The sequence below is a fragment of the Sphingomonas sp. KR3-1 genome (assembly GCF_040049295.1).
GTDB lineage: Bacteria > Pseudomonadota > Alphaproteobacteria > Sphingomonadales > Sphingomonadaceae > Sphingomonas.
Window position 1 is genome coordinate 905,073 of the sequence record NZ_JBDZDQ010000002.1, and the last position, 22,342, is coordinate 927,414.

20 protein-coding genes are annotated in these 22,342 nt (G+C 67.8%); 9 read left to right on the plus strand and 11 right to left on the minus strand.

The window, feature by feature from the left end; genetic code table 11:
• The first annotated feature begins 6 nt into the window (after nt 1-6).
• Together ABLE38_RS15855 and ABLE38_RS15860 are read left to right on the plus strand one after the other, a co-directional pair.
• Nucleotides 7-1,152 carry a Gfo/Idh/MocA family oxidoreductase gene (locus ABLE38_RS15855; RefSeq protein WP_348975189.1) on the plus strand — a complete coding sequence of 382 codons (1,146 nt, stop codon included), beginning with the start codon at nt 7-9 and terminating at the stop codon, nt 1,150-1,152.
• A complete protein-coding gene (locus ABLE38_RS15860; protein ID WP_348975190.1) occupies nt 1,149-2,171 on the plus strand; it encodes an oxidoreductase in 1,023 nt (340 codons plus the stop codon). Before ABLE38_RS15855 ends, ABLE38_RS15860 begins: the two co-directional genes overlap by 4 nt.
• Before the next feature lie 38 nt (nt 2,172-2,209).
• Here the strand turns inward: ABLE38_RS15860 and ABLE38_RS15865 are convergent, their stop codons facing one another.
• The 6 genes from ABLE38_RS15865 to ABLE38_RS15890 all read right to left on the minus strand — a co-directional run bounded on the left by ABLE38_RS15865 (nt 2,210) and on the right by ABLE38_RS15890 (nt 11,724).
• Nucleotides 2,210-4,429 (minus strand): beta-glucosidase, encoded by a 2,220-nt coding sequence (locus ABLE38_RS15865; protein WP_348975191.1) that lies wholly within the window; start codon nt 4,427-4,429, stop codon nt 2,210-2,212.
• An 84-nt stretch (nt 4,430-4,513) separates the two neighbouring features.
• Complete coding sequence (locus ABLE38_RS15870) at nt 4,514-6,868, minus strand: EAL domain-containing protein (protein WP_348975192.1); 2,355 nt, start codon at nt 6,866-6,868, stop codon at nt 4,514-4,516.
• Between the two features lies 1 nt (nt 6,869).
• Nucleotides 6,870-7,499 (minus strand): methylamine utilization protein, encoded by a 630-nt coding sequence (locus tag ABLE38_RS15875; RefSeq protein WP_348975193.1) that lies wholly within the window; start codon nt 7,497-7,499, stop codon nt 6,870-6,872.
• 40 nt (nt 7,500-7,539) lie between these two features.
• A complete protein-coding gene (locus ABLE38_RS15880) occupies nt 7,540-8,793 on the minus strand; it encodes a hypothetical protein (RefSeq protein ID WP_348975194.1) in 1,254 nt (417 codons plus the stop codon).
• A gap of 52 nt (nt 8,794-8,845) precedes the next feature.
• Nucleotides 8,846-9,601, minus strand: coding sequence for a hypothetical protein (locus ABLE38_RS15885; protein WP_348975195.1), 756 nt, complete (start codon nt 9,599-9,601; stop codon nt 8,846-8,848).
• A gap of 71 nt (nt 9,602-9,672) precedes the next feature.
• A complete protein-coding gene (locus tag ABLE38_RS15890) occupies nt 9,673-11,724 on the minus strand; it encodes an NAD(+) synthase (RefSeq protein WP_348975196.1) in 2,052 nt (683 codons plus the stop codon).
• A gap of 148 nt (nt 11,725-11,872) precedes the next feature.
• Here ABLE38_RS15890 and ABLE38_RS15895 point away from each other — a divergent pair, with 148 nt between their 5' ends.
• Complete coding sequence (locus tag ABLE38_RS15895) at nt 11,873-13,327, plus strand: hypothetical protein (protein WP_348975197.1); 1,455 nt, start codon at nt 11,873-11,875, stop codon at nt 13,325-13,327.
• Here ABLE38_RS15895 and ABLE38_RS15900 read toward each other — a convergent pair.
• Complete coding sequence (locus tag ABLE38_RS15900) at nt 13,309-13,956, minus strand: murein L,D-transpeptidase catalytic domain family protein (protein ID WP_348975232.1); 648 nt, start codon at nt 13,954-13,956, stop codon at nt 13,309-13,311. The two genes, ABLE38_RS15895 and ABLE38_RS15900, sit on opposite strands and share 19 nt — an antisense overlap.
• 318 nt (nt 13,957-14,274) lie before the next feature.
• Between ABLE38_RS15900 and ABLE38_RS15905 the strand changes: the two genes are divergently transcribed.
• The 5 genes from ABLE38_RS15905 to mtnA all read left to right on the plus strand — a co-directional run bounded on the left by ABLE38_RS15905 (nt 14,275) and on the right by mtnA (nt 17,963).
• Entirely contained in the window at nt 14,275-14,991 is a 717-nt protein-coding gene (locus tag ABLE38_RS15905; protein ID WP_348975198.1) for a L,D-transpeptidase family protein, read from the plus strand.
• Between the two features lie 45 nt (nt 14,992-15,036).
• Nucleotides 15,037-15,654, plus strand: a complete 618-nt coding sequence (locus ABLE38_RS15910) for a methylthioribulose 1-phosphate dehydratase (RefSeq protein WP_348975199.1) — start codon at nt 15,037-15,039, stop codon at nt 15,652-15,654.
• Complete coding sequence (locus tag ABLE38_RS15915) at nt 15,651-16,193, plus strand: cupin domain-containing protein (RefSeq protein WP_348975200.1); 543 nt, start codon at nt 15,651-15,653, stop codon at nt 16,191-16,193. Before ABLE38_RS15910 ends, ABLE38_RS15915 begins: the two co-directional genes overlap by 4 nt.
• An 85-nt stretch (nt 16,194-16,278) precedes the next feature.
• Nucleotides 16,279-16,920, plus strand: a complete 642-nt coding sequence (mtnC, locus tag ABLE38_RS15920; RefSeq protein ID WP_348975201.1) for an acireductone synthase — start codon at nt 16,279-16,281, stop codon at nt 16,918-16,920.
• Nucleotides 16,917-17,963 carry an S-methyl-5-thioribose-1-phosphate isomerase gene (mtnA, locus tag ABLE38_RS15925; RefSeq protein WP_348975202.1) on the plus strand — a complete coding sequence of 349 codons (1,047 nt, stop codon included), beginning with the start codon at nt 16,917-16,919 and terminating at the stop codon, nt 17,961-17,963. Before mtnC ends, mtnA begins: the two co-directional genes overlap by 4 nt.
• Before the next feature lie 129 nt (nt 17,964-18,092).
• Here mtnA and ABLE38_RS15930 read toward each other — a convergent pair whose 3' ends face one another.
• Nucleotides 18,093-18,803 (minus strand): hypothetical protein, encoded by a 711-nt coding sequence (locus ABLE38_RS15930; RefSeq protein ID WP_348975203.1) that lies wholly within the window; start codon nt 18,801-18,803, stop codon nt 18,093-18,095.
• An 82-nt stretch (nt 18,804-18,885) separates the two neighbouring features.
• Complete coding sequence (locus tag ABLE38_RS15935; RefSeq protein ID WP_348975204.1) at nt 18,886-20,043, minus strand: aminotransferase; 1,158 nt, start codon at nt 20,041-20,043, stop codon at nt 18,886-18,888.
• 82 nt (nt 20,044-20,125) lie between these two features.
• Here ABLE38_RS15935 and ABLE38_RS15940 point away from each other — a divergent pair, with 82 nt between their 5' ends.
• Nucleotides 20,126-20,356, plus strand: a complete 231-nt coding sequence (locus ABLE38_RS15940; protein ID WP_348975205.1) for a hypothetical protein — start codon at nt 20,126-20,128, stop codon at nt 20,354-20,356.
• A 2-nt stretch (nt 20,357-20,358) separates the two neighbouring features.
• Here the strand turns inward: ABLE38_RS15940 and ABLE38_RS15945 are convergent, their stop codons facing one another.
• Together ABLE38_RS15945 and ABLE38_RS15950 are read right to left on the minus strand one after the other, a co-directional pair.
• Complete coding sequence (locus ABLE38_RS15945; protein ID WP_348975206.1) at nt 20,359-20,808, minus strand: hypothetical protein; 450 nt, start codon at nt 20,806-20,808, stop codon at nt 20,359-20,361.
• Between the two features lie 80 nt (nt 20,809-20,888).
• Nucleotides 20,889-21,731, minus strand: a complete 843-nt coding sequence (locus ABLE38_RS15950) for an NPP1 family protein (RefSeq protein ID WP_348975207.1) — start codon at nt 21,729-21,731, stop codon at nt 20,889-20,891.
• Between the last annotated feature and the right edge of the window lie 611 nt (nt 21,732-22,342).

Consider the following 22,342-nt stretch of genomic DNA (forward strand, 5'->3'; position numbering starts at 1 on the left):
GCACGCATGGACCGCCGCTCGATCCTCGGCATTGCCGGCATCGCCCCGCTGCTCCCGGCCGAACTGCGCGCCCAGTCGCAAGGCTCGGGCAACGCGCCGTCGGAGAATGCCGCGCCCGCCGGGCCGGAGCCGGGCGTCCGGCACCGCGTCGATTTCGGCGTGATCGGCCTCGATCATGCGCACATCTATTCGATGACCGACGCGATGATCCGCGGCGGCGGCGTGCTCAAGGCGTTCCATGCCGCTGATCCGAAGCAGGTCGATACCTTCCGCAAGCGCTATGGCAACGCCGTGAAGCTCGCCCGCAGCGAGGACGAGATACTCGAGGACAAGGGCATCAAGCTGATCGTCGGCGCCCCGATCCCCGATCTCCGCGCCCCGCTCGGCATCAGGGCGATGCGCGCCGGCAAGGATTATCTCGGCGACAAGCCCGCGATCACCAGCCTCGCCCAGCTCAGCGAGGTTCGCCAGGCGATCGCCGAGACGAAGCGCAAGTTCGCGATCATGTATTCCGAGCGTCTGGAGGTGCGCGCCGCCGTCCATGCCGGCGAGCTCGTCCAGCAGGGCCGGATCGGCAAGATACTCCAGACGGTCAACCTCGCGCCGCACCGCATCGGCACCGGTCGCCCCGACTGGTTCTGGGACAGGGCGCGCTATGGCGGCGTCCTCACCGATATCGGCAGCCACCAGGCCGAGCAGTTCCTGTTCTACACCGGCTCGCGGACCGCGCATGTCGTTGCCGCGCAGACCGGCAACTTCCACCACCCCGACAAGCCCGGCTTCGAGGATTTCGGCGACATGATGCTCACCGGCGACGGTGGCACCGGCTATGTCCGCGTCGACTGGTTCACGCCCGACGGGCTGCCGAGCTGGGGCGACGGACGGCTCTTCATCCTGGGCACCGAGGGGTATATCGAGCTCAGGAAATATGTGGACATCGCCGGCCGGCCCGGCGGCAATCATCTCCTGCTCTGCGACAAACAAGGTGTGCGCTACGTGGATTGTTCGAAAATGCCCTTGCCCTTTGGTCCCCAGTTCATCGCCGATCTGGTCGAGCGGACCAGCGTTGCGCAGGACCAGGACCAGGCGCTGCTCGCGGCCGAGCTGGTGCTGACCGCGCAGCAGAACGCCACGCGCCCGGTGACCGCATGATCCGCACCGGCATCATCGGCTATGGCCTGGGCGGCATGGCCTTTCACGCGCCGCTGGTCGATGCGGTGCCCGGGCTCGAGCTCGCCGCGATCGCCACGTCGCGCGCCGATGCCGTGCACGCGCGCTATCCGCTCGCCGCGGTCACCACGCCCGAGGCGCTGCTCGCCGATCCGGGCATCCAGCTGGTCGTCGTCTCGACGCCCAACGACACCCACGTCCCGCTGGCTCGCGCGGCGCTCGAGGCGGGCAAGCATGTCGTGGTCGACAAGCCGTTCGCGACCAGCATCGCCGATGGCGAGGGCCTGATCGCGCTGGCGAAGGAGAAGGGGCTGCTCGCCGCTGCCTTCCACAATCGCCGCTGGGACGGCGACTTCCTCACCGTCCGCGAGCTGGTCGAGAGCGGTGCGCTCGGCGACATCTTGCTCGCCGAACTGCGCTGGGATCGGTTCCGCCCCGAAGTCGCCGATGTGTGGAAGGAAAGCCCCGAGGCCGGCGCCGGCATCCTCGCCGATCTCGGCCCGCACCTGATCGACCAGGCGCTCCAGCTGTTCGGCACGCCGGAGGCGATTTCCGGCGACGTCGCAGTGCAGCGCCCGGGCGGCCGCGCCGACGATTATTTCGAGATCACGCTGTTCTACGGCCCGCGCCGTGTGGTGCTTTCGGCCGGGCGCATGTTCGTCACCCCGCGCCCGCGCTTCTGGCTGCACGGCAGCGCGGCGGACTTCGTCAAGCACGGGCTCGATCCGCAGGAGGTGCGGGTGAAGGAAGGCGCGCGCTACAGCGATCCGGGAGTGGGCGACGAGGAGACGCAGTTCCACGGTCTGCTCACCCGCGCCGACGGCAGCAGCGAAGTGGTGCCGACCGAGACGGGGGACTATCGCGGCTTCTATGCCGGCGTCGCGCGCGCCATCGCCGAGGGTACCCCGCCACCGGTCAGCGGCGCGGATGCGGTGCTGGGCCTGCGCATCGCCGAGCTGGCGCGGGAGAGTTCGAAGACGGGCAGGCGTTTGCCCCTCTAACCGTCATCCCCGCCTTCGCGGGGATGACGAAGAAGGAGCTAAGGCCGCCACCCCACCGCGATCGTCCGTGCCGAAAGCGTCACCGGCACCGTAGCCACCGTATCGCGCGCCGACGTGCCGAGCATCACCTGGTAGCTCCCGCCGGCGATCTTCCAGGCATTGCCCACGCCGTCGAAGGTCGCGAGCAGGCGCGGGTCGACCTTGAGCGTGACCTTCTTCGCCTCGCCCGGTGCCAACTCGATCTTGTCGAACGCGCCCAGTCGCTTCGGCGCTTCCCAGCCCGCGCCGGCTACATAGATCTGCGGCACGGCCTTGCCCTTGCGGCGGCCGCTGTTGCGGACCGTGAAGCTCGCCTCGACGGTGCCGCCCACGGCGCGCGCGGTCAGCCCCGAATAGGCGAAGTCGGTGTAGCTTAGGCCATGGCCGAACGGGAAGGCCGGGGTCAGCCCCTTGGCGTCATACCATTTGTAGCCGACCGTCGCGCCTTCGCTATAGGTCGTGTCGTCCTTGTTCGGCGCGCTCGGCTTGGCGAGCTGCGAGATGCTGTCGGGGAAGCTGGCGGGGAGGTGGCCCGAGGGATTCACCTTGCCGAACAGCAGGTTCGCGATCGCGCTGCCGCCCTCAGTGCCGGGATACCAGGCGGCGAGGATGCCCGCGACCTGGCCGCGCCACGGCGTCAGCACCGGCCCGCCGGTCTCCAGCACCACCACCGTTTTGGGATTGGCCTTGGCGACCGCGGCGATCAGCGCATCCTGGTCGCCGTCGAGGTCGAGCGCCACGTCGAAGCTCTCGCCTGCCCACTGCGTGCCGAACACGATCGCGACGTCGGCGCCTCTGGCGGCCTTCGCCGCATCGCCCGCATCCTTGCCGTCGACGAACAGGATCTCCGCATTTGGCGCCTGGCGCTTGATCGCGGCGAGCGGGGCATCGGGATAGTACATCACCGGACCCGGCCAGCCGGTCGGCTTGAGCCCCGGCACGCCATTGGCGGTCACCGGATAGACCAGCGACGAGCCGCTGCCTGCCAGCACGCCCTTGTCGGCATGGCCGCCGATCACGACGATCTTCTTCACCGCCGGCGAAAGCGGCAGGATCGCGCCGGCGTTCTTGAGCAGCACCGCGCCGCCCTCGATATCCTTGCGCGTCACCTCGGCATGGGCGGCGAGCATCGCGGGGGCGAGGTCCATCGGCGCATCTGTCACCGGCTTGTCGATCAGGCCATTGGCGAACATCGCGCGCAGGATCGCGCCGGCCATCGCATCGAGGCGCGCGTGCGACACCTCGCCTTTTGCCACCGCGGCCTTCAGCGGCGCGCCGAAATAGGGTTCCTTGTCGAACGGAAAGCCCGAATCCTGGTCGAGTCCGGCATTGGCCGCAGGGGCGCTCGAGTGGGTCGCACCCCAGTCCGACATCACATAACCCTTGTAGCCCCAGTCGCGGCGCAGCACGTCGGTGAGCAGCCAGTTGTTCTCGCACGCGTGCGTTCCGTTCACGCGATTGTACGAGCACATCACCGAGCCCGGGTCGCCCCTCTCGATCGCGATCTGGAAGGCGAGCAGGTCGCTCGTCCGCGCTGCCACCGGATCGACTATCGAGTTGCCGGTGTCGCGATCGGTCTCCTGATCGTTCACCGCATAATGCTTTACGGTCGAGATGATGTGGTTCGACTGGATGCCGGCGATCTGCGCGCCCACCATCGTGCCGGCGAGCAGCGGGTCCTCGCCGCCATATTCGAAGTTCCGCCCGTTGCGCGGCTCGCGCATCAGGTCGACGCCGCCGGCAAGCATCACGTTGAAGCCCGATGCGCGCGCCTCCGCGCCGATCATCGCGCCGCCGGCATGCGCCAGGTCTGTGTCCCAGCTCGCGGTGGTGGCGAGGCCGGAGGGCAGGGCGGTGCGCCCGCGCTTCCGCGCCGCGCCGCCCTGGGTAGCGACGCCGACGCCGGCATCGGTCTGCCACTGCGCCGGGATGCCCAGACGCGGGATGCCGGGGATATAGCCGGCCGAGCCCGGCCGCGCCTCGGCGGGGGGCTTGTAGCCGTTCTTCGGCGGGAATTCGGTGCCGAAATAGCCGAAGACGAGCGCGAATTTCTCCTCATCGGTCATCTGCGCGAGGACCAGCTTCACCCGCTCGTCGGGCGAGAGCCTGGCGTTCATCCAGGGGCCGGCGGGTGCCTGTTGCGCGCAGGCGGGCGCTCCGGCGAGCGCAATGCCCAAGGCGATCAACGAACCGGCCAATGCGTGGCGGCGGCTGTGCATGATTCCCTCTCCCGCTATTTTTGTCAGCGTTGTCGGGAAGGGTATACGCGTCAACGCGTGGTAACGCTATCACTCAGATACGATTCACCCGGCGGCGCGCTGCGCGTCCCAGCCCGGGTTCTCGTCGCGCAACAGCTCGGCCACCGCGCGCGGATCGATCGGCCGGCTGAACAGATAGCCCTGCACCGAGGAGCAGCCATGGTGGCGCAGCTCGGCGAGCTGGTCGCTTTCCTCCACCCCCTCGGCGGTCGTCTCCATGCCCAGCGCCTGCGCCAGATCGGTGATCGCGCGGACGATCGCGGTGGCGCCCGGCCGGGTGAGCAGGTCCTGGATGAACGATCGGTCGATCTTGATCTTGTCGAACGGGAAGCTCTGCAGATAGCTGAGCGAGCTGTAGCCCGTGCCGAAATCGTCGAGCGCGATCCGCACGCCCAAGGCCCGCAACGAGTGCAGCACCTTCAGCGTCGCCTCCGATCCCTCGAGGAAGACCGACTCGGTGATCTCCAGCTCCAGCCGGTTGGGCTCGAGCCCGCTTGCGATCAACGCCTGGAGCACGACTTCGGACAGCCCCGGCCGGCGGAACTGCACCGAGGATACGTTGACCGCGACGCGGATATAGTCGGGCCAGGTCATCGCCTGCGCACATGCCTCGCGCAGTGCCCAGGCGCCGAGCTCGACGATCAGCCCGGTCTCCTCGGCGATCGGGATGAACTCGACCGGCGAGACCATGCCGCGCTCGGGGTGGTGCCAGCGCATCAGCGCCTCGAACGATCCGATGCGGTTCCGGGCGAGGTCGAACAGCGGCTGGAAATAGAGCTCGAACTGGCCCTCCTGGATCGCGACGCGCAGGTCGCTCTCCATCCGGCGGCGCGCCTGGGCGCGGGCGTTGAGCGATTCCTCGAAGAAGCTGAAGGTCCGCCGGCCCAGCTCCTTCGCGCGGTACAGCGCCAGATCGGCATTCTTGTGGAGCGTGCGCGCGTCCTCGCCGTCCGCGGGGGCGAGCGCGATGCCGATGCTCGCGCTCGGCGTAACGCTGTGCCCCTCGATCACCAGCGGCGTCTCGATCGTCGCCAGCGCGTGGCGGGCGATGCGCTCGACTTCCTCGGCATCCTCGGGCTCGGAGACGATCACGAACTCGTCGCCGCCCAGCCGCGCGATGAAGCATTTGCTCATCTCGGCGGCGAGGTTCTCCGAGACGCGGCGCAGCAGCGCATCGCCCACCGGGTGGCCGAGCGTGTCGTTGATCGACTTGAAGTCGTCCAGGTCGAGGCAGAGCAGCGCGATCGTGCCGCCATTGCGCTCGCGGCGCTTGAGCTCAAGATCGAGATGCTCTTGGAACAGCGCGCGATTGGGCAGCCCGGTCAGCACGTCGTTGAAGGCGAGATGGGTGATCCGCCGCTCGCGCTCGGCGATCCCGGCGGCCATCCGGTTGAAGGTCGCGGCGAGCTGGCCGAGCTCGTCATTGTCCTCGACCGGCACCGAGGCTTCGTCGCCGGCGGCCAGCCGCTCGGCCGCCGCGCTCAGCAGCGTCACCGGCCGGGTGATCGACTGCGCCATGCGCCAGGTGGCGAGCATCGTCACCAGCAGGCCGAACAGCCCGGTCAGCGCGATCGCGAACTGGAGCTGGCGATAGGATGCCAGCGCCTTGTCGAGCGGATAGCGGATCACCAGCACGCTGTCCGGCGCGCCGGCGAGCACGGGCAGCGGGTTGGCGAGCGCCACAGCGGTGCCCTGCGCGGTGGTGACCGTCGCGGGCTGGTCGTTCCGGGTGGACTTGGCGATGAACGCGGCGATCGCCGGATCGGCGGCCATCCGCCGGCTGGCGTTGAACCAGCCATCGGCGCGGTGCTGGAACACCGCCGCCTCGATCGGAATCGAGGAGAGGCGCTGCAGCCCCTGCATCTCGGCCGCGTCGAGATTGGTCGCGAACACCACCCAGCCAAGGAGGTCGGGCGCCATGATCGGCGCGGCGATCACGTGGCGTGCGGCACCGTCCAGCTCGACCACGCCGGTCATCTCGCCGGCGTCGAACGCCTGCCAAAGCTTGGCGGCGTCCGCGGCGGACTTGGGATCGGAAAGCCCCACCACCTTGCCGTCGGCGCGCACGAGGAAAGCGATCGGCACGCCCATGCGCTGGCGCAGATTGTCGAGCGCCGATCCGATCGTCTCGCCGTCATTGGTCGCCACCGCGGCGCGGAAGCCGAAGTCGCGCGCGAGCAGCCCGGCGGCGCCGCCCAGCTGCGCGCTGCGCTGCGTCCAGAGCCGGTCGAACACCGTGCTGCTCGCCACCAGCTCACCCTGCACCTGCCGCGTCGCGTTGCGCTCGACGATCGCGAACAGCACGATCGCGGCGCACAGCATCGCCAGCCCGAACAGCCCGGCATAGAGCACGGTCAGCTTGGTCCGCAGGTGGCGGAAGCGAGGCAGCCGGAGCGTCATCTCAATATTGGCTCGACCCGGTCATCCGTGGCGGCGTGCGAAGCGTGACGTTGACGGTCTGCGTGCCGGTGGCCGCGACCTGGCTCGACACCAGATTGCCCGGCGCACGCAGATAGGGGTGCCACACGTCGAGCTTCACCTGCCCGGCGGGCAGGTTGGCGAACACCGCGTTGCCGCTCGCATCGGTCTTCACGGCATAGGCGGTGTCGACCACATCGATGAACGCGGTCATCTGGTCATGGATGTTGCAGCCCAGCGCGACCACGCCGGCCTTGTCGAAGGTCACCGTGCGCGCCTGCTCCTTGGCGTAGAGCTTGAGCTCGAACTTCTTGGCGCTCGAGAAGGAATAGACGTGGTGGCGCACCGGATCGAAGTTCGGAAACGACACGTTCGCGCCCACCGGCACCACCAGCACGAAGGGGTGGAACTGGATGTCCTTCTGATCGACCTGGAAGTCGCCTCCGACTTGGGGGCCGGGCGTCGCGCGGCCGACCAGGTGCAGCGTCACCACCGCGTCGCGAATCGGCTGGTTGCCGGGGCCGCGCACATAGACGGTGAGGCCGGCCGCAGGGGGCGGGGCGGGAGCAGCGCCGACAAGGCTCAGGGCGGAAAGGGCGAATATCAAGCGCATGGCCGGAATTTCTACCGGATTTGCGTAAACAAGCCGTTGTTCAGAGGTGCACGCGAAGCGCGAGCTGGAACTGGTTCTGCCGTTGGCGCGCGGCGAGGCCGAGCGCGGCGCGATAGTCGCGCCTGCTGTCGACATGCAGCAATTCGGCGAGCAGGCTCAGATGCCTGCCGATCTCGCGCCGTGCGGCAAGTGTCACGGCCCAGCCGTCCTCCGCGCTGAGCGCACCGAGCATGCTGCCGCGCCCGCGCGTGCCGAACGCATCGAGCCGCGCCGAGACCGAGCCGCGGGCAAAGCGCCAGGTCTCGAGCAGATAGGCGGCGCGGAACTTGGTATCGACCCAGATCCGCCCGGCCATCGGGAAGCCCATCTCGGTCCGCCCGCCCATCGCCTGGGCCTTGAGCGTCAGCGGGCCGGCGGTGAACACCGCGCCAAGATTGTCGAACCGCGTCCGCCAGCCCCATTGCAGCGTGTCGGTCACCGCCTCGGGATCGCCGCGATTGTCGTAGTGGAAGGCCTGCAGCTCGAGGCTCGAGGTCGGCGACCAGCCGAGCTTGGCGTACCAGCCCGGGCGATTGTCGATCTCGATCATCGGCCGCGTAGCCGGTGCCTGGACGGCCGCCGCCATGCCGCTGAGCGGGGGCAGGGGCTGCGTGCCGAAGGCCGTCGCCTTCTCGTCGTGCAGCGCCCAGCCCCGGAACGCCAGGAGCGTGCCAGAGGTGTCGTTGAGCCCGAACATACCGAACGTCGCCGCGATACGCTGGCCGCCGATCGGCGCGGTCACCGTCGCTTCCACGCCGCCGGTCTTGATCTCCTCCCCGACCCAGCTGTTCACGGCGGACGGTGTTATCGTGTCCGTCACCACCCAGGCGGCGCCTGAATGCTCGAGCGAGATGGCCGGCCAGTAGAGGCCCGCGCGGACGCTCAGCTTGGCGGGACCGGACACCATGGGCTTGAACGTCACCACCGCCTCGCTCAGGTCCACGGCATGCTCCTGGCCCTGCTGGGCGATCGCCACCACGGTGCCGCTCAGCGCCCAGCTGAAGCGCGGCTGCCAGATCAGGTCGGCCTCGGCCAGCCGCGGCTCGGCCTGAAGCTCGCGGCTGTCGGTCCCGTCGAAGCGCGTCTTGCCCAGGCCGCCCTCCAGCCAGCTGGTCTCGCCGTCCGCTGCGACGATGCGCGCATCGCCGGTGACCGAGATGGCTTCGCTGGAAAACATCTGCGCATGGGCGGGGGCCGTCGTCGCGACTAGCGCGGCGCCGCTCAATGCAATGAGCAGGCTAACCCCCCGGATCATGCCGCTGCTCTGCGCCCGGACTGGTTAAGGAAGCTTCAGTGATGCTTGGTTTTCAGGCGCTTGGCAGCCAGCGGTCGCGCATCCAGCGCTCGGCGGCGACCGCGACGAGTTCGGCATGGCCAGGATAGTCGGTGCCGATCAGCGGCAGGCCGAAATCGTGGATCGTCGCCGCTATCCCGTCTTCATCGAGCACGCGCCCCGCTGCGCGCGCGTGGCGGGCGATCTCCAGCTCCTGTCCCCAGAAATAGATCGCCCCCGCGCGAACGTTCGCCTGCATCCGGCGGACTTCCTCGACGCGCCCGTCGCTCACCAGCGGCAGCCAGATATCGGGCATCAGCAGGTCGACCGGCGCATCGGCCTGCCATTCCAGCGCATCGCCCTGGAGGATGTGCAGCTTGGCTCGTGCCGCGTCGGGCAGCTGGGCGAACAGGTCGAGCGTCTCGTGCAGCGCCAGGACGTCACCGTCACGCTCGATCACGGTGACGCGGGTTACCTCCTCGCCCAGTGCCGTCGCAGCTGCCGCCCAGCCCATGCCCAGCCCCATGATCACCACATGCCCACGCGCTGCCGCCAGCCCAATCGCCTGGCTCTCCACCTCCAGCGGCGTGAGCGACATCCAGGTCTCGTTGCCGCGCAGCAGCACCGGCATCTCGGCCATGAACACCGTCGGCCCCCAATAGCCGCGCGCGATCACGTCGCGCGGCACCTGGATCTCCCAATCGCCGCAGCGCACCGGCTGGTAGCGTGGCAGGAACCAGTCGGTTTCGAACGGCGCCAATCCCAGCGTCGCGCCTAAATTCCCGTCCAATGGCGTTCCCCCGCTTGCCAGGCCGCCAGCTTAGCGCCAGGCGACGGGCCGTCGAGCGGGGATCGCACCGATCAGGGGAGGCTGTTCTTCAGCTCGTCGATCCACGGCCTTGCGACGCCGTCCGACGGCGCCCGCCAGTCGCCGCGCGGGCTCAGCGCGCCGCCGGCCGAGACCTTCGGCCCGTTGGGCATGGCGGAGCGCTTGAACTGGCTGGTCTGGAAGAAGCGGAACAGGAATTCCTCCAGCCACCGGGCGATCGTCGCCAGGTCATACTGGTGGCGCGCATCCTCGGGGAAGCCGATCGGCCATTGCCCGGCGCTCGCGTCCTGCCACGCATGCCAGGCCAGGAAAGCGATCTTGGACGGCCTGAGCCCGTGGCGGATCGTATAATGGAGGAAGAAATCGTGCAGCTCGTACGGGCCGATGCGGTCCTGCGTGCTCTGCATCTTGCCGTCCGCGTCCGCGGGCACCAGCTCGGGCGAAATCTCGGTGTCGAGGATGCGGGTGAGCACCGCCGCGGCCTCGCCGGTGAACTGGCCGGTCTGCACCGTCCAGCCGATCAGATACTGGATCAGCGTCTTGGGCACGCCGGCATTGACGCCATAGTGGCTCATCTGGTCGCCCACGCCATAGGTGCACCAGCCGAGCGCCAGCTCGCTCAGGTCGCCGGTGCCGAGCACGAAGCCCTGGCGCTGGTTGGCGAGGCGGAAGAGATAGTCGGTGCGCAACCCCGCCTGGACGTTCTCGAACGTCACGTCATAGACCGGCTCGCCCTTGGCGAACGGGTGGCCGATCCCTTCGAGCATCGTCCGCGCGGTGGGGCGAATGTCGATCTCCCCGCCGGTCACGCCGAGCGCCTGCATCAGCGCCCAGGCATTGGCCTTGGTCTCGTCGCTGGTCGCGAAGCCGGGCAGGGTGAAGCCCAGGATATCGGTGCGCGGCCGGCCGAGCCGGTCCATCGCCCGCGCCGCGACGATCAGCGCATGCGTCGAGTCGAGCCCGCCCGAGACGCCGATGACGATATGCTTGGCGGCGGTGGATTCGAGCCGCTTGCGCAGCCCCTCGACCTGGATGTTGAACGCCTCGTAGCAATCCTCCTCGAGCTTCGATGGCGTATTCGGTACGAAGGGGAAACGCCTGATTTTGCGTAGCAATCCCTTGTCTGCGAAGTCCGGCTGGTGCTGGAAGGCGACGCGGCGGAAGCGCGTCTCGGGGTCGCCGTTCGCCGCCGCGCAGTCGTTGAATGTGCCCATCCGCATCCGCTCGAGCCGGATGCGTTCCAGGTCGATATCGGCACACACCACTTCGTTGGTGATGTCGAAGCGCTCGGTGGTGGCGATCAGCTCGCCGAGCTCGTGGATCATGCCCTGGCCGTCCCAGGCCAGGTCGGTCGTGCTCTCGCCCGGCCCCGAGGCCGAATAGACATAGGCAGCCACCGCCCGCGCCGATTGCGCCGCGCACAGCAGCGCCCGCTCGCGTGCCTTGCCGACCGTGATGTTCGAGGCGGAGAGGTTGCACAGCACGAGCGCACCGGCCAGCGCGCCTTCGGTCGAGGGGGGCAGGGGCGCCCAATAGTCCTCGCAGATCTCGGCATGGAAGACGAAGTCGGGCAGGTCGACGGCAGCGAAGACCAGGTCGGTGCCGAAGGGCACGGTCTGCCCGGCAACGTCGATCTCCAGTCCGGCAAGCCCGGCACCGAGCGCGAACCAGCGCTTCTCATAATATTCGCGGTAATTGGGCAGATAGCTCTTGGGCACTACGCCCAGGATCCGGCCGCGCGCGATCGCCACCGCGCAATTGTAGAGCCTGCCGCTGCGCCGAAGCGCCGCGCCGACCAGCAGCACCGGCTTGAGCTCGGCACTGGCCGCCACGATCGCCGCGATCCCGGCCTCGGTCGCCGCGCAGATCGTGTCCTGCAGGTGCAGGTCGTCGATCGCATAGGACGTGACGTTGAGCTCGGGGAAGACGAGCACGTCCGCGCCCATCGCGTCGCCCTGCCGCGCCAGCGCGATCGCCGCCTCGGCATTGGCCTGCGGGTCGCCCACGGTCGTGACCGGCGTGCACACGCCCGCCCGGATCATTCCCTGGCGGTGGATCGAATAAAAGGGGTGGGTCTGGCTCATCGTCTCCGTCTTGCAGCCGGATATGTTTCGATCACGTCACACCCCTAGTCGCTCGGCTCGCCCTGTGCCAACCCCAAGCGCAGCATCCCTGCCAACCCTTCTCTCGTGGATTCGCCGCCGGTTCGACGCGTATCCGGTGCGCACGGTCATGGCCGTGTTCACCGCCTACACGATCTTCAAGATCAACCTGAAGTTCTTTGCGCCCGAAGGGCCGTGGTGGCGCGGCTGGCACGACCAGAAGCAATATCTGATGTCGGCCAGGGCGTTGCTGCACTTCGACCTCAACCCGGACCAGCATTGGTACCCCTTGCTCTATCCGCTCGCCGGCGCGCCCTTTGCCTGGGCGCCGACGCCGTTCGTGCCGATAAACCTGCTGTGCTACGCCGCCGCCTTCTGGGGCTTCCTCCGCATCGCCGCGCGCTTCGGGGTGGGGAATTACGCGTCCGGCCTGCTCTTCCTCGCCGCGACGATCGGCGACCTGCGCATCTCCAAATTCTGGCTCGAGCCCTGGACGACGACGATGTCCGCCGCGTTCATCTGGCTGGCCTTCGCGGAAGCGGCCGACATGCTGTTCGGCACCCGCCGGCGCCCGGCGCTGCTCGGCCTGCTGCTGATGGCGATCGCGCTGGTCCGGCCCGCCGATATCGTGGTGAGCGCCGTGATCGGCGGCTTCGCGCTGTGGCGGCCGGTGCTGATGGAGCGGCGCTGGGCCGACCTCGCCAAGGCAATCGGCGGCGCGGCGGCGGCGTTCTTCCCCTATGCCGCGCTCTATCTCGCCATCTATGGCTGGCGCCTCACCGACTATACGATCCTGTCGGGCGACTATGGCTTCGCCTTTTCCGATCTCGGCTGGAAGGCGAGCATCCTGCTGGTCGATCCCGCGCCCTGGTTCCCCGGCGAGACCGGCCTGCTCCGCGTGCTGCCCTGGCTGCTCACCGGCGCGGCGGGGCTGATCCTGGGGGTGTGGCGCCTGCACGGGCCTGCGCGCTGGCTCACGCTGTGCATGGCGCTGGTCGCCTTGCTCTACACGGTGATGATGCTCGCCTATGTCGACCTGGTGCCGACCGGCATGTGGCGCTTCTTCAACGCGCATTATTTCAAATGGCTGTTCCCGATGGCGGTGCTGTTCAGCTGGCTGCTGGTCACCTGGCGCGACACACGCGGGCTGACGGTAGTGGCGCTGCTGGTGCTGCTCGCCTGCTTCCGCATCGTGCCGCGCCCGGCCGAGCCCGGCGAGCCCGCCAAGGCGCTGGCCTTCGCTGCGCCGGTCGCGCCGTGGCAGGACATCTATTTCGCCCGCTCGGCGGTCCAGGATGCCAAGGGCGTCCAGCGCAGCCCGGCGGACTATCACCAGCTGCTGGTCGGCGAGAAGGTCGTCGCGATCGCGTTCAAGCGCGAATTCGAGGGGGATGCCCTGTGGTACGGCGTCGCGCCCGCCGGGTTTGCCGCCTGGCCCAAGGGCAGCGGCAAGCCCGATGTGGTGCTGCCCGGCCATTGGCCGCTACGGCCCGTGGCGCGCTACGCGACGCGGCTCAGCTTCGGCTATCCGTGCTGGGCGCCGCCATTCCCGTGCGACGCCGGTCCTCAGACCTTGGCGGAATAGATCATCCGGCCCGGCCCGAGCCGCTCGAACAGCTTGGCCAGCTCGTTCTCGCCCACCGCGAAGCAGCCCTGGCTGCGGCCGAGCTTGCCATGCTTGGCGATCATGTCCGGGTTCGCATACCAGGCCGAATGGACCACGATCGCGCGGTCGAGCGCGTTGTTGTTGGTCGGATCGAGCCCGAGCAGGCGCTGCGAGTCGCCATGCTTGCCGACATAATAGTCGGCGGTGAGGAACGCGCCTTCGCAGGTCGCTTCCGAATTCACTTCGTTCGAGAAGCGCTGGAGCATGCCGCTATGCTCGGGATCGGAGCCGACGCCGTGCGCGACCAGGAAGCGCTCGACCTGGCCGGTGCCGAGGTTGACGACATGGAAGCGCGGATTGTTCGACGAGGTCGCGAAGTCCGCGATCGCGATTCGGTCGTGCGACTGGATCTGCATCGAATGGCGATTGAGCGCGGCGAGCGCCTTCTTGAACAGCTCGGGGCGGATGCCCTCGGGCACGCCCGGCACGCGCGCGGCGGCCAGCTCGGGTGCCTTGGGGATCGGGAGCGGGGCCGGCAGCGGCGCCGGCGCCATCGCGGTTTCGATCGTGCGCGAGGCGCAGGCCGAAACCACTGCGCCGCTGGCCATCACAAGCGCCGTCTTCAACAAGGCGCGACGCGACTGAATCGTCTCGAGACTGTGCATAGTTTCCAATTTGCCCGCTGCTCTGCCCCTAGGGGAACTTATATCAGACAGATGGTGAGCGCGTTGCTTAACATCTGTCCCAAGTTGCGCGATTCGCCGCAACGATTGCCCGGTTCGCCGAAGCAACTCGAAAAACCGGAACAATGTCCGCGATTTGCGAGCGCGATTTTTATCCGATTCGGCAGCGGCACGAAATTAGGTTAATTTCGTTAAGGAATCGTCCTGAGCCGTCCTGGCTCACTGATTCGGAGAGCTGTCCTGATGCGTTCCGGCACCCTTGCCGTCCTCCTCCTCGCCGCCGCGTCGATTCTTTCCGCCACTCCAGCCGCAGCGCAGATCGCCGCATCGGACACGATGCAGGTCGCGCCGGAAGCGCTGCGCAACGGGCAGTCGGTCTGGTACGAGACGCCCGAGATGATCCGCGCCGCGACCAGCGACTGGGATCCGGTCTCGATCGTGGTCAGCATCCCGGACCAGCGCGCCTATGTCTATCGCGGCGGCCATCTGGTCGGGGCAAGCACCGTCTCCACCGGCTCGGACGGGCATGAGACGCCGGTGGGCGCCTTCACCATCCTCCAGAAGCAGGTCTTCCATCGTTCGAACCTCTATTCGAACGCGCCGATGCCCTACATGCAGCGGCTGACCTGGGACGGGATCGCGCTCCACGCCGGGCATTTGCCGGGCTATCCGGCCTCGCATGGTTGCATCCGCTTTCCCGCCGCCTTCGCCAAGCAGCTCTACGCGCTGACCGAACTGGGCGGGGACGTGATGGTCACCGACGAGCCGGTGACCAATCCCGAGCGCTCGGGCCCGTCGACGCCGGTGCTGATGGCCGATGCGCGCAACCTGGGCGGCGAGGCGTTCAACATGGTGACGATGCCCGGCACCGATCCGCGCCCGCAGCCCCAGTCGGCGACCTTCGTCACCGGCCCGGCCCGCGAGATCGTCCAGCCGCTTCCGCGCCGCGGGTCCAAATAAATTCTGTAATGCGTCTGTCGCTTTGGATCGGCTAAGGCCGCTTCCATGACGATGTCCTTCGAAGACGCCGCGAACGCACTGGTCGAGGTGGGCCGCCGCATCGATGCGCGCGGCTGGGCGCCTGCCACCGCCGGCAACTATTCCGTCCGCCTCGACGATGGCAGCATCGCGGTCACCGTGTCCGGCTGGCACAAGGGGCGGTTGAAGCCCGAGGGCGTGATGCGCGTCGACCTGGGCGGCAACCCGCTCACCTCCGGCAAGCCCTCGGCCGAGACCGAGCTGCATCTCGCGCTCTACCGGTTGTTCCCGGATGTCGGCGCCGTCCTCCACGGGCATTCGCCGGAAGCCGTGGGCATGAGCCGCGCCGCCGCCGATGCGAGCGAATGGGTGTTCGCCGGGCACGAGATGCTCAAGGTCTTCCCGGGCAACACCACCCACGAGGCTGAGATCCGCCTGCCGATCGTCGACAACAGCCAGGACATGGCGGTGATCGAGGCGGCGGTGACGCCTGCGCTGCTGGCGCCGAACGCCGCCCCGGCCTATCTTATCCGCAGCCACGGGCTCTATGCCTGGGGCAGGGACCTGGCCGAGGCCGAGCGCGTGCTCGAGGGCACCGAATGGCTGATCGCGGCCGAGCTGGCCGAAAGGGCGTGGAAACGATGACGCATCTTCGCATCTTCGATGAGGCCGGCGGCACGGCGCTCTCCGACACCCGCGACGCCGCGGAGATCGCCGCGGCGCTCGCCCCGATCGGCGTGCGCTTCGAGCAATGGCCGTCGCGCCCGCTCGCCGCCGATGCGGACCAGGACGCGGTGCTCGCCGCCTTCGCGCCCGAAGTCGAGCGCCTGAAGGCCGAGAATGGCTATCAGTCGGTCGACGTCATCCGCATGGTCCCCGACCACCCGGAAAAGGCGAACCTGCGCACCAAGTTCCTCTCCGAGCATCGCCATTCGGAGGACGAGGTCCGCTTTTTCGTCGAAGGCGAGGGGCTGTTCACGCTGCGCGAGGGCGAGAAGATCTACGCGGTGCTCTGCGAGGAAGGCGACCTGATCTCGGTCCCCGCCGGCACGCGCCACTGGTTCGACATGGGGCCGTCGCCCCGTTTCACGGCGATCCGCCTGTTCACCAATGCCGATGGCTGGATCGCCAATTTCACCGGTGACACGATCGCCGACCGCTTCCCGCGGCACGAGCCGGCATAGCCGTCATCCCGGCGAAAGCCGGGGTTTCGTGCCGTATCGCGCATCCGCCTGAGATCCCGGCTTTCGCCGGGATGACGAGAGTTGAATGAACCACCACACCCACCCCAAGGCCGTCCTCCTCGACATCGAAGGCACGACGAGCAGCATCCGCTTCGTCGCCGATGAGCTTTTCCCCTATGCCCGCAGGCATTTGGCGGCGTTCGTTGCGAGCAATCCGGAAGTCGCGGCCCCGATCCTGGCGCAAGTCCCCGGCGACGACCCGGTCGCCACCTTGCTCCAGTGGATCGACGAGGACCGCAAGGAAACCCCGCTCAAGACGCTGCAGGGGCTGATCTGGGCGCAGGGCTATGCGGACGGCGAATTGAAGGGTCATGTCTATCCGGATACGCCCGAGGCGCTGCGCCGCTGGACCGCTGCCGGCCTCAAGGTCCACATCTATTCCTCCGGCTCGATCGCCGCGCAGAAGCTGATCTTCGGCCATTCGATCGCCGGCGACCTGACGCCGTTCCTCAGCGGCTATTTCGACACCACCACCGGCCCCAAGCGCGACAGCGATTCCTATACCAGGATCGTCGACGCGCTCGATCTTGCGCCTTCCGAGCTGCTCTTCGTCTCGGACATGCCCGCCGAAGTCGATGCCGCGCACGAAGCCGGCCTCCAGGCATTGCTGATCGCCCGCGACGGCGGCTCGGCCGACATCCATTCTCTCGCGGAAGTGCTCCCATGATCCTCGAAGGCCAGCCCACCCGCTCGATCCGCCGCACCGAAGACGGCAAGGGCGCGGTGATCCTCGACCAGCGCAAGCTCCCCTGGCAGATCCAATGGGTCGAGCTGCGCGACGTCGATGCCGCCGCCGTCGCGATCCGCGAGATGTGGACGCGCGGTGCCCCGATGATCGGCGCCACCGCGGCCTATGGCTATGCGATGGCGCTTGCGGTCGACCCGAGCGACGCAAATCTCCAGGTGGCCTATGACAAGCTTCACGCGACGCGCCCGACCGCGATCAACCTGCGCTGGGCGCTGGATGCGGTGCGCACCGCCGTCGCCGATCTGCCTGAGGGCGAGCGCGCCGAGGCTGCCTTCGCCCGCGCCGATGCTATCTGCGACGAGGATGCCGGGCTCTGCCGGTCGATCGGCGAGCATGGCCTCGAACTGTTCAAGCAGCTTCACGCGAAGAACCCCGATCGCCCGCTCAACATCCTGACGCATTGCAACGCGGGCTGGCTCGCCACGGTCGACTACGGCACCGCCACCGCGCCGATCTACCTGGCGCACGATGCCGGCATTCCGGTCCATGTCTGGGTCGACGAGACCCGGCCGCGCAACCAGGGCGCGCTGCTCACCGCGTTCGAGCTGCGCAACCACGGCGTGCCGCACACGGTGATCGCCGACAATGCCGGCGGCCTGCTGATGATGAAGGGGCAGGTGGATGCGGTGGTGGTCGGCACCGATCGCGTTACCCGCAATGGCGACGTCTGCAACAAGATTGGTACTTATCTGAAGGCGCTCGCCGCGCACGACAACGATGTGCCCTTCTATGTCGCGCTGCCCTACACGACGTTCGATCCGAATACCGAAAGCGGCGCCGACATCCCGATCGAGGAACGCAGCGCCGAGGAGCTGACCCGGCTGATCGGGCCGCTGGACAGCGGGGAAATCGTCACCGTCCGCGTGACCGATTCCCCCGCCGCCAATCCAGCGTTCGATGTCACTCCCGCGCGGCTGGTGACAGGTTACATCACCGAGCGCGGAGTGCTCGACAGGATTTGAAGGGCCTCAGGCCGGCCTTCGATGCCGTACTTTTCCCCGGCGAAGGCCGGGGAAAGGCTGACGAACGACGGAATCCCTCCGCCGGAATATGGCGTTCCGGGGAGGGATCCGAAATTCAAACTTGCCCGCTTATTGCGGCGCCGTCGTCACCGTCGTCTTGGTCGTGGTCGAGGTTGCCGGCTTGACCACCGTGGTGGTCGTCTTCTTCACCGGCACGGCCTTCTTCTTCACCGTCGTGGTCTTGCGCGTGCTGCTCGACGAGTAGCTGCGCGTCGCCGCCGGCTGGGTGGTGGTCGTCTCGATCGTGGTCGCGACCGGCTGGGCCTGGGCAGTGGCAGCGGCACGCGCCGCCGCTGCATCGGCCGCGGCCGACTGCGCCGCGCTCGTCGCGACATCGGCGCGCGCGTTCGCCGCCTGGGCGTCGGTCTGCGCTGCTACGGCAGCATCCTGCGCCGCGGCCTTCTCACTCGCCTCGGCCGCTGCAGTGGCCTGGGCGTCGCGGCGCGCATCGCGCTCCGCCGCCATGGCATCCTGCTTGTGGCTCTCGGCCTCGGCCAGCGCCTGGTCGGCAAGGCCCGAGGCACGGCGTGCCTCGTTGATCGTCGAATCGCGGTGGTCGCGTGCCAACTGGTCCTTTGCGGTGCGCAGCGATTCCGCGGCGCGTGCATAGGACTCGGGTGCGAAACGCTCGGCACCGGCAGTCTGGGCGGCTTCGACCTTGGCAGTGGCTTCGGCAACGGCGGTGCGCGCCCGGTCGATACGGCTCTGGGCAAGCGACGGCGTCGCGACGAGAATGGCGGCCACCGCGGCACCGCGCATCAGCAGCTTGAAATTACGCATGGTACAACTCCAGTTTGATCCCGCGGCCGGCTAACGGGCCGCAGTCGCTGGAAGTTGCGAAGTTGCGCCGAAGCGGGGCTAACTATCGACCAAAGGAGCCGCGTGCTGCGACGATCCGGTCGATCGCGGCGTCGAGCGTCGCGTCTTCCTTGACGAAGCAGAAGCGCACCACGCTGGTCACCGCGTCCTCGGCATAGAAGGCCGAAACCGGGATCGAGGCGACGCCCGCCTCGTCGATCAGCCTGTTGGCGAAGCTGACATCGTCGAGGTCGATCCCCGATGCGGTCAGGTCGACCGACAGGAAATAGGTCGCCGCACTCGGCAGCACCGCGAAGCCCGCGCCCTCCAGGCCCGTGCGCAGCCGGTCGCGGCCATGCTGGAAGCGGTGCCGCGCCTCCTGCACCCAGCCGTCCTGCGTCGCCAGCCCCTCGGCCACCGCCCATTGCAGGTTGGGCGGGGTGGTGAAGGTGAGGAACTGGTGCGCCTTGGAGATCACGCGGGCAAGGGCAGGGGTCGCGCAGATCCAGCCGACCTTGAAGCCGGTCAGCGCGAAGATCTTGCCGGCGGACCCGATCTTCACCGTCCGCTCGCGCATGCCCGGAAAGCCGATCAGTGGCAGATGGCGCGCGCCGTCGAAGGTCACATGCTCCCACACCTCGTCGCAGATCGCGACCAGGTCGTGGCTCACGCAGAAGTCCGCGAGCATCGCCAGTTCGTCCGCCCCGCACATCGTCGCGGCGGGGTTGAGCGGGTTGTTGAGCAGCAGCACGCGCGTCTTGCTCGAAACCGCCGCCTCCAATGCCGCCTTGTCGATCTTCCATTCGGGTGGGCGCAACCGCACGAACCTGGGCACGCCGCCCGCCTGGCGGATCAAGGGGACATAGGCGTCGTAGAGCGGCTGGAAGCAGATCACTTCGTCGCCGGGCGAGACGCAGGCGAAGATCGCCGCCGCCAGCGCCTCGGTCGCGCCCGAGGTGACCACCACTTCTTCCGCGGCCAGATTCAGCCCCTGATGGCGTGCATAATGGTCCGCCACCGCGCGGCGCAGCTCCGGCAGGCCGATCATCGGCGGATACTGGTTCGATTTCTCGATGACCGCCTTCGCCGCTGCCTCGAGCACCGCCTCGGGGCCGCGCCCGTCGGCAAAGCCCTGGCCCAGGTTGATCGCCCCCGTTTCGCGTGCCCGGGCGGACATCGCTTCGAAGATGGTGGTGCCCATTTGAGCGTAAAGCGGGTTCATTCGAGGCTTTTGGCGGCTTGCATCTTCGGGTGCAACCGCCGCATTAGCCTGGCGTTCAGGCTTGCACCAATAGAGGAAGATCATGAGCAAGACCCCGCCCAAGCCGCAGGACGCACAGTCGCCCTATCCGATCGCGGAAGCGCCGCACGACCATGTCGAAGGCAGCGAGGCGCTCAAGGCAGTCAAGGACATCGTCGAAGCCAGCAAGCGCTGGAAGCCCGACGCCAAGCAGATCGGCATGGGCGCCGCGATCGGCATCGGATCGGCCGCGATCGTCGCCGGGCTGCTCTATTGGCGCGGCGGCAAGAAGTAAGCCTAGCGGGCCTCCGCCACTGGCAGGCGGATGTGGAACAGGTTGTCGCCGACCTCGTCCATATGGACGGGGCCCAGTGCGCGGTAGCCCTCCGCCGCGATCGTCTTCGCCAGCCCGCCGGTCAGCAGCGCCTGCCGCTTGTCGAGAAAGTCCTGGTCGGCCGGTGGCGGTGGCGGGATCGTCGCGGTCACTGCGCAGCCGCCGGCATCGCAGCTGAAATCGACCTGGGTGAGCAGCGGATAGGCCGCGCGCACGTCCGCGATCACCTTGGCGGGCATCGCGGGCACCTGTGCCTGGCGCACCGCCGCCGGCATCGGCTTGGCCGGTGCCTGGCGCGCAGCCTTTCCGGGCGCGGCTATGGTCACCACCCCCTGCGCCGCAGGTGCATCGCCGCCCCGCCAGCCGAACCACCACGTCATTGCGACAACGGCCAGCGCAACGCTCGCCAGCATCAGCATTCTTCGCATGCGAACCTCGGAAATCGGGAACCGCCCCGCGCCGCCTGGTAGGGCGACGCGGGGCGGGGGGGAACTCAGCAGAGGGTCGAGCCGGCCGGGCAGCCCGGCGAGTTTGCACCCGAATCGAGCGTCGGGTTGAAGCCCGGCGTGATGCTGGTGTTCAGCGCGGCCTGGAGCACGCCCGAGAAGCGCGCGTCCTTGTTGTCGAAATTGCCGCTGCCGAAATTGTAGTTCGAGATCGCGTTGCGCACCGCGGCCGAGGGATAGCCGTTCCAGCTGATCAGCGGCTGGATCAGCCAGGTGCCGGTGCCGTTCTCGGGCGGCTCGTCGCCATTGTCGGTCTTCGAGAAGCGCCAGAGGTGCGAGAAGCCGAGCGTCTCGTAGTGATAGACCATCTTGACGTGCTGGCCGGTCGAATCGCTCTGGAAGCGCAGCTGGCCGCCGCTGGTGGCGCGGGTTTCCCAATTGCCATGGTCGCCGCGAGTCACGCCCACCACGGTGCTGCTGGCGCCGTTGTCGGTCGTCCAGACGATCACCGATTCCCAGTCATAGGCGTGCGAGAAATCCGACTGCCAGAAATAGCTGTAGACGCGGGCGCAATAGCCGTTGTTGCAGCGGGCGCGCACATAGACGTTGCTGGTCGTGCGGTAGCTGGCGTTGCGGCACGATGCCGGCGGGTTGGTCCAGTAGGTCGATGCGCCCGCGCTGATCGCGCCCGATGCGTTGACCGCGGGAACGTTGAAGCAGACGTCGGTGTCGAAATCGATCGCCGGCTGGAACTGCTTGTCGAGCGCGGTCGCCAGCTGCGGCAGCGGCGCGACCGGGGCCGGCCAGCCCTGTGCGTGTGCCGAGACGGGGTGGGTCAGGGCCAGCGCGCCTAACGCGGCAATGGCCAGTGCTTGCACTTGCTTTTTCATACAATCTCCCGTTGCAGGACAAGTAATGTTGTGCGAGCGCGCGTGTTCGTTTGCGATAAAGTATCGCGTTGCTTGGCTGTGTATAAATGAAACGACTCGCAAGAATTGTATTCAGCAAAACTGTGAAGCTAATGTTTCATCGCTTTCGTGATTATATTGGTAAATATTGCGGGCAATATTTTAAACTCTGATTTGAGCATGAGATGGCGACTGCTTTGCTAATCCTGAGATATGGTTTCTGCAGCGCGAGCATGTGCAGCGCATCCACCGTCAGAAGGAAGACGGGGAACCGCGCATATCAGGACAAAGATTTTCAGCGCGGCGCATCGCCGCTGCCCGAAGGGGCAACTTCGAACCCGTCAGGGTTCGCAGGCGAACGCGCGCCCGAGCTTATGCGAGGCTCTTGGAAACTGGCGCGCCCGGCTGGATTCGAACGCGCGGAAGCAAGCTCGAGGGCCCGGGCCGTCGGCACGTACCGTGTCGGAGTGGACGAAACGCGGCGCGGGGGGAGTTGGGATTCCGTACCCCGCGCCGCGTTACGGGTTCGTCAGAACCCGATCTTGACGCGGACGGAGGCGCGGCCCTCGCGGGTGTTGTCGCCGGCCGAGCCT